The sequence below is a fragment of the Chryseobacterium sp. AC417 genome (assembly GCF_979258215.1).
On sequence record NZ_OZ409845.1, the window covers coordinates 2741440 to 2756059 of the forward strand.

At 35.7% G+C, this 14620-nt stretch carries 10 protein-coding genes; 3 read left to right on the forward strand and 7 right to left on the reverse strand.

The annotated features are described in order from the left end of the window. Positions 1-13: 13 nt before the first annotated feature. The 7 genes from apaG to glgB all read right to left on the reverse strand — a co-directional run bounded on the left by apaG (position 14) and on the right by glgB (position 10504). Positions 14-400 carry a Co2+/Mg2+ efflux protein ApaG gene (gene apaG, locus ACZZ9T_RS13100; protein ID WP_463442446.1) on the reverse strand — a complete coding sequence of 129 codons (387 nt, stop codon included), beginning with the start codon at positions 398-400 and terminating at the stop codon, positions 14-16. A gap of 80 nt (positions 401-480) precedes the next feature. Continuing rightward, positions 481-1731, reverse strand: a complete 1251-nt coding sequence (gene odhB / locus ACZZ9T_RS13105; protein WP_463442447.1) for a 2-oxoglutarate dehydrogenase complex dihydrolipoyllysine-residue succinyltransferase — start codon at positions 1729-1731, stop codon at positions 481-483. A 39-nt stretch (positions 1732-1770) separates the two neighbouring features. Next, a complete protein-coding gene (locus tag ACZZ9T_RS13110; RefSeq protein ID WP_463442448.1) occupies positions 1771-4587 on the reverse strand; it encodes a 2-oxoglutarate dehydrogenase E1 component in 2817 nt (938 codons plus the stop codon). A gap of 123 nt (positions 4588-4710) precedes the next feature. Beyond that, positions 4711-5751: an SRPBCC domain-containing protein gene (locus ACZZ9T_RS13115; RefSeq protein ID WP_463442449.1), complete on the reverse strand. Its 1041-nt coding sequence runs from the start codon at positions 5749-5751 to the stop codon at positions 4711-4713. A 71-nt stretch (positions 5752-5822) separates the two neighbouring features. Next, positions 5823-7091: a glucose-1-phosphate adenylyltransferase gene (locus ACZZ9T_RS13120; protein WP_463442450.1), complete on the reverse strand. Its 1269-nt coding sequence runs from the start codon at positions 7089-7091 to the stop codon at positions 5823-5825. 57 nt (positions 7092-7148) lie between these two features. Next, positions 7149-8555, reverse strand: coding sequence for a glycogen synthase (locus ACZZ9T_RS13125; protein WP_463442451.1), 1407 nt, complete (start codon positions 8553-8555; stop codon positions 7149-7151). A 2-nt stretch (positions 8556-8557) separates the two neighbouring features. After that, positions 8558-10504 carry a 1,4-alpha-glucan branching protein GlgB gene (glgB, locus tag ACZZ9T_RS13130; protein WP_463443003.1) on the reverse strand — a complete coding sequence of 649 codons (1947 nt, stop codon included), beginning with the start codon at positions 10502-10504 and terminating at the stop codon, positions 8558-8560. Between the two features lie 214 nt (positions 10505-10718). Between glgB and ACZZ9T_RS13135 the strand changes: the two genes are divergently transcribed. The 3 genes from ACZZ9T_RS13135 (at position 10719) to ACZZ9T_RS13145 (ending at position 14611) form a co-directional block, all read left to right on the forward strand. Beyond that, a complete protein-coding gene (locus ACZZ9T_RS13135) occupies positions 10719-11840 on the forward strand; it encodes an alpha/beta hydrolase (RefSeq protein WP_463442452.1) in 1122 nt (373 codons plus the stop codon). A gap of 3 nt (positions 11841-11843) precedes the next feature. Continuing rightward, on the forward strand, positions 11844-13259 hold the full coding sequence (locus ACZZ9T_RS13140) for a M17 family metallopeptidase (RefSeq protein ID WP_463442453.1): 1416 nt from the start codon (positions 11844-11846) through the stop codon (positions 13257-13259). 140 nt (positions 13260-13399) lie between these two features. Next, positions 13400-14611, forward strand: coding sequence for an ATP-grasp domain-containing protein (locus tag ACZZ9T_RS13145; protein ID WP_463442454.1), 1212 nt, complete (start codon positions 13400-13402; stop codon positions 14609-14611). The last annotated feature ends 9 nt before the right edge of the window (positions 14612-14620 follow it).

Consider the following 14620-nt stretch of genomic DNA (forward strand, 5'->3'; position numbering starts at 1 on the left):
ATATTTTCTAAAATCAATTGATCAAAACTGCAGAAAGCAGATTAAATTTAGGAATATCAATTTCGAAATTATCATTTGTTTCTTCATTTCGAACAAGATATTTCCCGCTCATATTTCCAACTCCGGAACGCAGCATGACATTTGAAAAATAGGCAAACTGTTCATTGGGATGTACATCCGGAGTAAGACCTATTACACCGTCTCCTACCACTTCAGTAAATCCGAACCCCACATCGAAGATAAGCCATTTTCTTTTAAGAATTTTTATTGTAAAATCTCCTTCATTTTCTATGACAATATTATACTTAAAAACAAATCTGTTTTCAGAGGGATAAGAATTTTTGCTATCATATTCAGGCGTTACAGAAACCTTAATATTCGAAGTAATTTTTGTATACATTTTTTGCATTTTATTGTCTTATACAAAAATCTCGCCTTTTTTTGGAAGGCGAGATTTAATATTTCTATTGATCTGATCAATTATAGTTCTAAACCTTTTTTCTCATCACCTCCAAGCAAGAACTCGACAGGATTGTCGATACCTTCTTTTACAGCAACCAAGAATCCTACAGATTCTTTTCCGTCGATAATTCTGTGGTCATAAGACATTGCAACATACATCATTGGACGAATAACAACTTGTCCGTCAACAGCAACTGGTCTTTGGATGATATTGTGCATTCCAAGGATTGCGGATTGTGGCGGGTTGATAATCGGTGTAGACAACATTGATCCGAAAGTACCACCGTTTGTAATCGTAAACGTACCACCAGTCATTTCGTCAACTGTAATTTTACCGTCTCTTACTTTTACTGCAAGATCTTTGATGTTAGCTTCCACACCCTTGAAAGACATGTTTTCAGCATTTCTCAATACGGGAACCATTAATCCTTTAGGACCTGAAACCGCAATTGAAATATCACAGAAATCGTAATTAATTTTGAAATCTCCGTCGATAGATGCATTTACATCCGGATATAATTTAAGCGCTCTCGTAACCGCTTTAGTAAAGAAAGACATGAAACCAAGTCCAACTCCGTGTTTCTGAGCAAATTCTTCTTTGTACTGTTTTCTCAATCTGAAAATTTCAGACATATCAACTTCGTTGAAAGTCGTCAACATTGCAGTTTCGTTCTTTACAGAAACCAATCTCTGAGCGATCTTTCTTCTAAGAACTGAAAGTTTAGTCGTTGTAGTAGATCTTGCACCTGTAGCTGTTAATGAACTTCCGCCCATTGCAGGAACAGCAGCTAATTCAGCATCAGATTTAGAAATTCTTCCGTCTCTACCAGATCCTGAAACCTGAGCAGCATCAATTCCTTTTTCATCAAGAATTTTTTTAGCAGCAGGAGATGGAGAACCAGTTGCATAAGATTGAGGAGCAACAGGAGTCGGTTTTGGAGCTTCTTCTTTTACAGGCTCAGCAGCTTTCGGTGCTTCTTCCTGTTTTGGAGCTTCAGTTGCCGGCGCAGCACCACCTTCCGGTTTTGCAGCATCCACATCAATTAAACAAACTACCTGACCTACCTGTACCACATCACCTTCTTCAGCTTTCAAAGTAATGATTCCACTTTGTTCTGCAGGCAATTCAAGAGTTGCTTTGTCTGAATCTACTTCAGCAATAGGTTGATCTTTTTCTACGTAATCACCATCTTTTACAAGCCAAGTTGCAATTTCAACTTCTGTAATTGATTCGCCCGGTGAAGGAACTTTCATTTCTAAAATTGACATATTGAGTATTTTTTATTTTTAATTGGATATTATTTTATATTAAGCAGTAACAGGTCTTTTAGCCGGAGCATCATCTCTGTCAAAAACTCTGTTGATCACCAGGTTTTGGTTTTTCTCAAACATTTTGTGACTTCCCGGAGCCGGAGCACCACTTGCTACCGGAGAAATTACCTGAATTCCTGTATCTCTGAAATTTCTTAAAATGTAAGACCAGGCTCCCATGTTTTCCGGTTCTTCCTGAGCCCAAACGATTGATTTTTTGTTTGCGTATTTTGCAAAAACAGCTTCGATAGCGTCATTTTGAAGAGGATATAACTGTTCAAATCTCACCAAAGCAACATTCTCACAACTCAATTCTTCTTTTTTAGCTAATAATTCGAAATATAATTTACCTGAACACAATACTAATTTTTCAACTTTCGCAGGATCTGCAGTCGGATCATCTAAGATTGGCTGGAATCCTTTGTTTGAGAAATCTTCAAGCGGAGAAACCACTTTTGGATGTCTTAACAATGATTTCGGACTCATCACAATCAAAGGCTTTCTGAATGTCCATTTCAACTGTCTTCTCAACAAGTGGAAATAGTTGGCTGGTGAAGTACAATTTGCAACCACCATATTTTCATTGGCACAAAGTGTAAGGAATCTTTCTAATCTCGCTGAAGAATGTTCTGCTCCCTGTCCTTCCGAACCGTGAGGCAATAACATCACCAAACCATCCTGAATCTTCCATTTTTCTTCTGCAGCTGCTAAATATTGATCAACGATAATCTGAGCTCCATTTACAAAATCTCCGAACTGAGCTTCCCAAATGGTCAATGTATTTGGAGATGCCATCGCATAACCATAATCAAATCCTAAAACTCCATATTCAGAAAGGTGAGAATTGTAAATATCAAATCTGCTTTCTGAAACTTCTTTCAAAGGAACATATTCTTCTTCTGTATCTTCAGTTTTTACAACAGCGTGTCTGTGAGAGAAAGTTCCTCTTTCAACATCTTCACCAGAAATTCTGATGTTGTGACCTTCCACTAGAAGTGTAGCATAAGCCAGCCACTCACCTAAAGCCCAATCAAGAGAATTTCCTTCAATAGCTTTAATTCTGTTTTCAAAGAGTCTCGTGATTTTATTTAAGAATTTTTTATCCGCAGGAAGTGTCGACATTTTGAGTGCCAATTCTTTCAGCTTATTTAAGTCATATGAAGTATCAACAGCATTCTGAACAACTCCTCTTTTTGCGATTGGGAAATTCGTCCAGTCATCTGCCATGAAAATATCCATCACATTTTTCTCGATTTCCTTAGAAGCGTCAAAGTCTTTATCTAAAAGTGCTTTGAACTCAGTTTCCATTTTTTTAAGAACATCATCAGAAACTACATTTTCCTGAATCAATTTCTCTTTATAAATTTCTCTTGGATTTTGATGCTTTGAAATTAATTTATACAAATTAGGCTGTGTAAATCTTGGCTCATCACCTTCGTTATGACCATATTTTCTGTACCCTAATAAATCAATATAAACATCTTTACCAAACTTAGCTCTGAAATCAGCAGCAAAATGAATCGCATGCACTACAGCTTCTGCGTCATCTGCATTTACATGCATTACCGGAGATTCTGTTACTTTAGCAATATCCGTACAATAAGTAGAAGATCTTGCATCAGCATAGTTGGTAGTAAATGAAACCTGGTTGTTAACAACGATATGAACCGTTCCACCTGTTTTATAACCTTCTAAAGTCATCATTTGAGCTACTTCATAAGCAATACCCTGACCTGCCAACGCACCGTCACCGTGAATAACAATCGGTAAAATTTTAGTGTAATCTCCTTTATATTTGTCATCAATTTTAGCACGGCAAATACCTTCTACCAAAGCTGAAACGGTTTCTAAGTGTGACGGGTTCGGAGTAAGGTTAATTGCAACTTCTTCTCCAGACGCAGTTTTTATTTTTTTTGATGACCCTAAGTGATATTTTACATCACCTGAAAATACATCTTCTTCAAATTCTTTTCCTTCAAATTCTGAGAAAATCTGTTTGTAAGATTTTCCGAAAATATTGGTTAAAACATTCAATCTTCCTCTGTGAGCCATCCCCAGAACAACCTCATCAACTCCCAATTGTGAAGATCTTGAGATCAATTGATCCAAAGCAGGAATCAAAGATTCACCACCTTCTAATGAAAATCTTTTCTGACCTACAAATTTTGTGTGAAGGTAGTTTTCAAATGCTACTGCCTGATTTAATTTAAGTAAAATCTCAGTTTTTTCATTTGCAGAAAGACTTGGGTGGTTTTCGTTCACCTGAAGCCACTGCTTGATATAATCTTTTTCCTGAACGTTATTGATGTACGTATATTCTACACCAATGGAGTCACAGTAGATATTTTCAAGATGAGTAATCAACTCTTGAAGCGTTGCAGGACCTTTCATCCCTGTTTCAACAGCACAGTTGAATTTTGTATTCAGATCTGATTTGTCCAGACCAAAATTTTCTAGATCTAAAGTTGGAGTATAGTGCCTTCTTTCGCGGACAGGGTTGGTTTTAGTAAATAAGTGGCCTCTCGTTCTGTAAGCTTCGATAAGATTTACCACCTTAAATTCTTTTTTGATGTGCTCCGGAACTTCACCATTGGCTGCTGCCTGAGAAATTTGCTGAACTGCAGGTGCAGAATTTACAGAATTCTGAACAACCTGAATGCTGCCGTCATCACTGTAGTTCTCCAACGCAAAATCAAAGCCTTGAAAAAAGGCTTTCCATGATGGTTCTAAAGAATCCGGATATTTTAAGTATTGTTGGTATAAATCCTCAATTAACTGAGAATGAGCTGCGTTTAGGAATGAAAATCTGTCCATTATTACAGTTTATCTTTTATTAAATTTTGTTAAACGTATTAATCTTCAAATTTAATAAAAAAAACCGACTTGGGACAGCCTCAAACTATTAAAAAAAACATAAACGAATGATTTGTATCATATTTATTTATAAACAGATAGAGAAAGCTTCATATTGACGTCCTGACCTTCCAGAGGCTGCTCTATGAAAGTCTGATAAATGTCTCCATATCGCATTTCGTCGGCTTTGGCTTTTTGCATCAGCTGTTGAATTGCTTTTACTCTTCCGGCATAAGTTCCTTTATAATAAATCACATAATTTTGAGTAGGACTCACCGATCTGAAGCTAAAATTATTATCATTAACTCCAATTTTTTTAGACAAAGGAATTCCAAAATAATAAGAAACTTCATTATCCTTAAAATTATCTGCATCGGTAATCAAAATAGGGTAACCCAATTCATCATCTTTTTTGCCTAAATCCATCGTGACAAAGTTGTAGACTTTATTGTAATTCATCACAATATTTCTGTACAATGCATCTTTTTTATTAGATGTGCTTACGCTGATTCCCAAAAGCATTCTTGCCTCTTCTTTCTCAACCATCAGCGTGTCATATTTTATGGATGCCATCTGATTGTCTTTTGAAACTTTATTTCCAAGAACATTTTTGAGATTCACCATACTTTTATCAATATTATCGGTAAATTTATCCTCGGTCCAGAAATTCTGAGCTCTTGTGAGAACAGACAATTTCGGAGTATGTACAAACCATGTGATCTTTGTCTTTTCTGCAGAAACCGGGGTAAATTTTACATCAATTAAAGTCGGGTTTTCATCTTCATCCTCAAAAAGCTGATATCTTAATGTTTTATTGGGATTTTCGTAGCGAATAAACATTTCACCGCCATCTTCACTTTTAGGATCATTGTAACTGATTGCACTTCCCTGTCCTTCATACGGCGTATAATAATCAATCGTAATCGACTTTGATTGGGTGAAGAAATTATTCCATCTTGTGAAATTCTGCAGATTATTAAACTGATTAAAAACTTTTTCTAAGGGAAAATTTACTTCTTTTTCTATTTTAAAACTTTTGCTTTCATCCACAAAATAATACATAGAAGCTGCATAAGCTCCCACAAGCAAAGTGATAATAACGGCTAGAAATTTGAAAAAACGCATCGTACAAAAGTAATACAAATAAAAAAAGTGACCAATATATTGATCACTCTTGTTGTTATGTTTTTAAATTACTATCCGATATGAGTTCCGGGTTGTAATACTGCTCCTTTTTTCACGCAGACAATTCCGTCCTGTACAGAATACGTACCGTAATCTCCGTCTTTCAGATGTCTTCCTCCGATGATTCTTACGTTATCGCCAATGTAGCAGTTTTTGTCTAAAATTGCTTTTTCAATATAACAGTATTTTCCAATTCCCATGTTGGGTTGTCCTTTGCTGTCATTCTGTACAATTTCTGTTGTTTTCTGATAAAAATCTGCTCCCATCACATAAGAATTGACGATGGTGCTTCCTTTATCGATTCTTGTTCTGTTTCCGATCACAGAATTTTCAATTTTATCTGCTAAAATGATACACCCATCGCCAAAAACAGCTTTACTCACGTAAGATCCGTTGATCTTTGAAGGCGGAAGCATTCTGGCTCTTGTATAAATCGGTGAAGATGAAAACAGATTAAACTGAGGGAAATCCTGACAGAGATCGATATTGGCTTCGTAGAAAGATTCTATGGTTCCGATATCTGTCCAGTACCCTTCATATTGATAACTTAGAGTACTGTATTTCCCTATTGAACTTGGGATAATGTCTTTTCCGAAATCGTCACCTGCACCATCTTCAAACATTTTTTTCAAGATCGTTTTGGTGAATATATAAATTCCCATTGATGCCAAATATTCTTTTCCTGCAGCTTTATTTTTCTCAGACACTTCAGACTGCAAACCATTTAACATCTCGTAGCTGGGTTTTTCTATAAAAGAAGTGATATTTCCTTCTTCATCAGATTTTAAAATTCCGAAACCTGTAGCATCTTTTGCATTTACAGGAATTGTCGCTATAGTTACATCGCCGCCATTTTCTATATGAAAATCAAGCATCGCATTGAAGTCCATCTGGTACAATTGATCTCCTGAAAGAATTAAGATATAGTCATAATCATATTTTTCTAAGTGTTTCATTGATTGGCGAACTGCATCTGCTGTACCCTGAAACCAGCTTTCGTTTTCCACGTTTTGCTCTGCAGCTAAAATATCTACAAATCCTTTGCTGAAAATATCAAAGTGATAGGAGTTTTTAATGTGTGAATTTAAAGAGGCTGAATTAAACTGTGTTAAAACCAAGATTTTATTGAGTCCTGAATTTAAACAATTAGAAATAGGAATATCCACTAATCTGTACTTTCCGGCAATAGGAACTGCAGGTTTTGATCTCGAATAAGTTAACGGGAAAAGCCTTGTACCTCTTCCTCCTCCCAAAACGATTGAAATAACATTTGGATTCATAAATTTATTTGTGGTTTATCTTATTATTAGTAAATTTCTTTTGACTTATTAATTTTTTCAGCTCTTATATAAAGCTAGGTATTTTTCTGCTGATTTCTCCCATGCAAAATCAAATTTCATATTGGAAAGCACCAAGTCATCCATAGCCTTTTTTTGATTGTAAATCGCAAGTCCACGAATCATAGCATGAATAATGTCATCAACTCCTGGATAAGTGAAATTCAAACCTGAACCGCCGGTAGAAATATCTTTTACAGTATCTCTCAATCCTCCGGTATAACTTACAACCGGAACCGTTCCGTAGCGCATTGCATACATTTGATTAAGACCGCAAGGCTCTACTCTGGAAGGCATCAACAAAAAATCTGCCGAAGCGTATATTTTATGAGATAAATGTTCTTTATATCCAATATCTGTTGCAAAATTGGCATAAACGTAATTTAATTCTTTTAATTTATCTTCAATATAAGCATTTCCTGAACCTAAAACAATGATGTTTAAAGCACCATACGTTTGCTTGATACTTCTCCAGACAACTTCGGGAAGTAAATCTGCTCCTTTTTCTGTAGCGAATCTTCCTATGAAAGCAAAAAGTGGCAAATCAGGATTCAGACCATATTCTTTACAAAGTTTTTCTTTGTTTTTCTTTTTGATTTTAAGTACATTTTTATCATTATAATTAAAATCGAGCATAGGATCGATTTGGGGGTTCCAGACGTCGGTATCAATTCCGTTGATGATTCCGTAGGCTTTTCCAAACTCGTCACGCACAAGACTTTCCAAACCTTTAAAACTTACAAACAGTTCTTCCAAATACCCTTCTGAAACTGTTGTGAAAGAAGTACAACACTTGATCATACTTGCCAGAGGATTGATAAACCCGTTCCAATCTAAAAGTCCCCATTTGTGATGATCGAATACAGGCATAAAATGAATCATATCCCAGCGCATCATTCCCTGATATTCACCATTGTGAATGGTTCCTATGGTTTTTGTACCTTTTAAAAACTCAAATTCAGGACAATGTTCTACCATAAAAGGAACCAGACCTGTATGATAGTCGTGGCAATGTAAAACATCCGGATGAATCTGCATAGCAGTCAGCCAATGCAAAACGCCGTGCTGAAATGCTAAAAACTGGAAACTTTCATCCTGATATCCATAGGGATTTTCCCGATCCAAAAGTCCGGGAATTTTAACCAAAAACAACTCAAACCCTAAAGTATTGGTTTTTTCTTTCATGACCTGAACCTGAAGCATATTTTGTCCCTGGTGAATGAAGCCATCAAAAACAACTTCAAACTCGTGGTCGTACACAAAAGATTTATTGTACCAAGGCATCACCACTTTGGCGTCAACATCTTTCATCTTGTTCTGATACTTCGGCAAAGCTCCTACAACATCAGCCAAACCTCCTACTTTGGCAACGGGATAACATTCTGTACTAAGGTGATAAATTGTCATTATTATTTTTTGTGTTGTTTTATTCTTAGAATTTTATATTTCTTATCTTTTTTCATTTTCAAAACTAAACCAGCAAGTGGCGGCAGCTTTAGGAAAATAGATTTCGGGCGGTTCATCCATTCTTCATTTTCTTCTTTAAATATGGTAGTTACTACTCCACTTCCGCCATATTGTTCGTCATCAGAATTGAAAATTACTTCCCATTCTGTTCCGGCATTTACTCCTATTTTATAATCAAATGTATTGGGAGTAAGATTTAAAATAACCATCAATACATCATCTTTTTTCTTTCCTTTTCTTAAATAAATTAAAACAGAATTATCTGTATCATCAGCTTCTACCCATTCAAAACCATCTGAATTAAATTGATTTTCATAAAAAGCTTTCTGATCTTTATACAAAAAATTTAAAGCTTTGACTAAATTCTGCAGACCCTTATGTACATGAAAATCAAGCAAATGCCAGTTGAGACTTTGTTTAAAATTCCATTCTGAGGTTTGCCCGAACTCATCACCCATAAAAAGCAATTTTGCTCCGGGATGCGTATACATATATACAAATAATGCTCTGAGATTGGCAAATTTTTGCCATTCGTCACCTTTCATTTTATAAATCAGGCTCGCTTTTCCGTGTACCACTTCATCGTGAGATAAAGGCATCATATAGTTTTCATTAAACATATACATGGATGCAAACGTAAGCTTATGATGATGATACTTCCTGCTTTCGTGCTCTTCTTTAAAGTAATCTAATGTATCGTGCATCCAGCCCATCATCCATTTCATTCCGAAACCTACACCACCGTCATGAACAGGTTTTGTAAGCAAAGGAAAATCTGAACTTTCTTCTGCAATGGTGATGATACTGTTTCCAAATTCTTTATAAACGGCAGTATTAAATTCCTGTAAAAAAGCTTTCGCTTCAAGATTGACGTTATCACCGTAAATATTAGGTTCCCATTCGCCTTCATTTCTTGAATAATCCAAGTGAAGCATAGATGTCACCGCATCTACACGCAACCCATCCGCATGATATCGATCAAGCCAAAACATGGCATTGGAAATCAAAAAAGATTTAACTTCATTTCTTCCGTAATTGAAAATATAGGATTTCCAATCCGGGTGAAAACCTTTTCTAGGATCTTCATGCTCGTACAAGTAACTTCCGTCAAAACGGTGTAGACCATTGGCATCACCCGGAAAATGTGAAGGAACCCAATCCAGGATTACTCCGATGTCATTTTTGTGAAGTTCATTAATTAAAAACATTAAATCCTGTGGCGAACCAAATCGTGAAGTGGCAGCGAAGAAACCTGTAATCTGATATCCCCAGCTTGGATCATATGGATATTCCATCACGGGCATAAATTCCACATGGGTAAAACCCATATATTTGACATAAGGAATTAATTTTGCAGCAATCTCTCTGTAATTTAAAAAATCTTCCGGATGTTCTGAATCTCTGTACCAGGAAGCTAAATGTATTTCATAAAGAGATAAAGGTGCTTCCAAGCTGTTGTTTTTCCAGCGTTTTTCCAGCCATTCTTCGTCATCCCATTCATACCAGTTGGTTGAAACTAATGATGCAGCCTGCAAATTCTGTTCCCAGCTTAAAGCATAAGGATCGCTTTTTTCTAAAATTTTGCCTAAATTTTCTATAGCATATTTATACAGAGTTCCCCAAGTTAGACCTGCAATAAAGCCTTCCCAAATCCCCGAACCGTCCCATCGTGGGAAAAGAATGTGATCTTGATGATTCCAGTTGTTGAAATTCCCAATTACTGAAACTTTTTTGGCATTAGGAGCCCAAACTGAAAAATACACGCCTTTCACTCCGTCTTTTTCCACAGAATGCGCCCCGAATTTTTCGTACAGCCGATAATGTTTACCTTCACGAAATAGGTAAATATCATGATCTGTGAAAAGAGAATAGGTTTTTACCGAGTTCATCATAATGTTTTTCAGTCAAAAGATCATAAATAATGATTGCTGAAAGCTGAATATCATTTTATTCAGACATTTTACACAAAACATATCGATGACTATCAAATATATAAATAATTCCTTTGTTAAAGAGCGTTTTTTATTAATTTTAATTCAAGTATATAAAAAGATTTTTTATACATTTATGAGTTAATATAATTACATACTTTTCAACACAAATATGAAGTTTACACTTTACACCGATGAGGCGGACGAAAGACCAATCTATATAACCGGAAATTTCAACACATGGAATCCTAAAGATTCTCGCTATCAATTGATACAGATAGACCAGAATAATTATTACATAGAGATATTTGATGATTTTCTCCCTGAAATTATTGAGTTTAAATTTACAAAAGGCGGATGGGAAAATGTAGAACTTGATCTTTATGGAAGCATTACGCCAAACAAGAAGGTGGCAAAATCTACAGGAGAATTTTCTCATAAAGTTGAAAAGTGGAGATACAATTGGGGACCTTTTAAAGAAGAATTTTATCCGATTGTTGAGATCATCTCTGACGAATTTTATATCCCACAATTAGACAGACATCGTAAGGTTTGGGCACTTTTGCCTTATGACTATTATGTTTCAGACAAAAATTACCCTGTACTCTATCTTCAGGATGCACAAAATTTGTTCAATGAAGGAAGTCCTTACGGAAACTGGGAAATTGACAAAAAACTTTCTATACTGGCAGAATATGGTCGCGGAGATGTAATCATCATCGCTGTAGAGCACGGTAGCGAAGAAAGAATTAAAGAATACATTTTCGATAATGATAATATTGCGAACGGTTCTGAAGGTAAAAAGTACATCCGTTTTATTACCGACACCTTAAAACCTTTTGTTGACGAACACTACCGCACCAAAAAAGACCGTGATAACACAGGAATTGGCGGGAGTTCTTTGGGTGCTTTAATCAGTATCTACAGCGGATTTTTATATCCGGAAGTATATTCAAAACTCTTAATTTTTTCTCCGTCACTCTGGGTAGAACCGAATAATAATTTCCCTATGATGAGTTTCAGAGTTCCTTTTAAAACTAAAATTTATCTTTACGGCGGAGAACAGGAAGGCTCGAAAATGGTCAAAAGAATACAGGTTTTCGAAAATTATCTGAAAAGATGGGAAAAGAAAAATCTTTTTGATTTTGAATTCAAAACCAACATCAATCCCGAAGGCTCTCACAACGAATTTTACTGGTCTCAGGAATTTCCGAGAGCCATAGAATGGCTTTTTTACAACAACACAGAAAATCCGGTGGAAGTTACACCGCATCAGGAAACAATTAAAAACTAAAAAATGAAGCTACTAAATAATATAAATAAAAACTACGCACAAATTTTTGAATTATTCACAGAAGAATCGTGGACAAAAAACAATAAAAATTACAATAAAAATATATCCCTTCTATTTTCAGGTAAGAAAAATGAAGTTTTCGTTGATGCAAAAGAAGATTCAATTACCTACTTTATAGGACTTGGAAAAGCGGATATTCAGAATTTTGAATTTCAACAGGTTGCTATGAAATTTTCTCAGGCTCAGAAAAAAAACCTTCAACCTGTTTCTACTTTAATTTTAGCCGATTTCATTAATGAAAAGCAGTTTGAAGAATTTATAAAAGGGCTTTTCCTCGGAACCTATAACTATCCATTTGAAAAAAGCCATCCTTTCTGGAACGAAAAATTTGAATTTCATTTTAAAAATTTAAGCCAGAAAAAGCTGGATGTCATCAGCAACAAGACAGATGCTATCTGTGAAGGACAAACTGCATGTCAGGATTGGCTAAATAAACCTGCGAATTTTAAAAAACCTGATTTAATTAATTTTTATCTTAAAAATTTAGCTAAAAAAAATAAGCTGAAGTACACTGTTTTCAACAGAAAAAAATGTGAAGAATTAGGATTAGGAGCGTTCCTTTCTGTTAACCAGGGTAGTGCATATGATGCAGCATTTACTATTTTAGAATATAAAACAACCGTAAAAAATGCAAAGACTTTTGGATTGGTGGGCAAATGTGTGTTGTTTGACACTGGCGGAATTTCCATCAAAGCCTCAGACAATATGCACTACATGAAATCTGACATGGGCGGAGCAACGGCAGTGATTGGAGCATTAATCTATGCCTCACAGATGAAATTACCGGTAAACATCGTTGCTATTTTACCAATTACAGATAATGCAGTTTCAGAAAATGCTTATTTACCGAGCGATGTCATCACTGCTTACAACGGAAAAACAATCGAAGTTTTAAATACCGATGCTGAAGGAAGAATGACTTTGGCAGACGGACTTTCTTATTTGTCTAGAAACTATAAAACAGATATTCTTATTGATTTGGCAACGCTCACGGGAAGTTCGGTAAGAATGTTTGGAGACACTTGTGGAGCTCTGTTTTCTAATAATGAAAGATTAAAAAACCTGTTGATAAAATCAGGAGATAAAACGAACCAGAGAGTCTGGAATTTACCACTATGGGACATTTGGAAAGATGATTTTACATCTGATGTTGCCGATTTTAAAAACATTTCTATGAAACCTATCGGTGACTGTATTGTTGCTGCAAAATTTTTAGAACAATTTATTGAGGCGCATCCCAACTGGGCACACCTCGATATTGCAGGAGTCGCTTTTGGAAATGTAGGATATGCTAAAGACAAGGCCGCAACAGGCTACGGCGTTCAATTATTAGCCGATTTAATTGAAAATTATCATTAAAAATTAGTTTATTTCGAAATTTCTCTGTATAATTGATTAGTGATTTTCAAATACGCATTAATAGTTGACTTTTAACATTAAAACATCAACAATGAATAGCTTTTATTTTTGAATATTCATTAAAATTAAAAAAACATTATATGGAGGAGAAAACTATTGTATGCATTTCGTGCTATTACAAAGGCTACGACTTTATGGATGAGATGAAAAAACTCGGAAATAAAGTAATTTTGGTAACATCGGAAAACCTCAAAGAAAAGAACTGGCCGTGGAAAGCCATTGAGGAAGTTTTTTATATGCCCGAGATGAAACCGTCTGTCTGGAATTTGGATCATCTCGTACAGGGATTTTCACACTTGATGAAAACCCGTAAGGTCGATGCTGTGATCGCATTAGATGATTATGATGTTGAAAAAGCTGCATTAATACGCGAGACATTCCGTATTCCCGGGATGGGACAGACCACTCACCGTTATTTCAGAGACAAACTGGCAATGCGTCAAAAAGCTAAAGATACCGGAATCAATGTTCCGGAATTCACTGCTGTTTTTAATGATCATGAAGTTGAAAATTTCATCAATAAAGTTCCTGCTCCTTGGGTTTTGAAACCACGCTCCGAAGCTTCGGCATCCGGAATCAAAAAGCTAAAAACTAAAGAAGAACTTTGGGATGCTTTAGAAAAATTGGGAGAAGAGCGTCATTTATTCCTGCTAGAAAGTTTTAAACCGGGCGATGTCTATCACGTTGACAGTTTAACTTTTAATAAACAAATCGTTTTCACTTCTGCCTCAAAGTATCTTGCACCACCAATGGAGGTTTCTCATGAAGGCGGAGTTTTCAGAACTAAAACTTTAGGAAGATATTCAGAAGAATTTAAAGCACTGGATGATGCGAATACAAAAGTTCTTATGAATTTTGGCTTGCTCAACGGTGCCACTCACACAGAATTTATCCGTGGGAAAGAAGATGGGAAATGGTATTTCCTGGAGACATCTTCAAGAGTCGGAGGTGCGCATATTCCTGATTTGGTGGAAGCTTCCAGTAATATCAACATCTGGCGTGAATGGGCAAAAATAGAAGATGCACTTTTAAGAGGAAAGAAATATGAAGTTGCTAAACCTACAGGCTATTATTCAGGATTAATTGTGGCTTTGATTAAAGATAAAGAACCCGATTATAATCAGTTTGAGTGTGACGAAGTGGTGAAATTTCTTCCCATTGATTATCATGTAGGAATTGTTTATAAATCAACAGATTCTGACAAAGTGATAGAAAGACTTGATGGTGCTGCTGAAAAAATTCATGCACATCTTCTCAATATTATTCCACCAAAAGAAAAACCGTCTGCGTAATGATTAGTT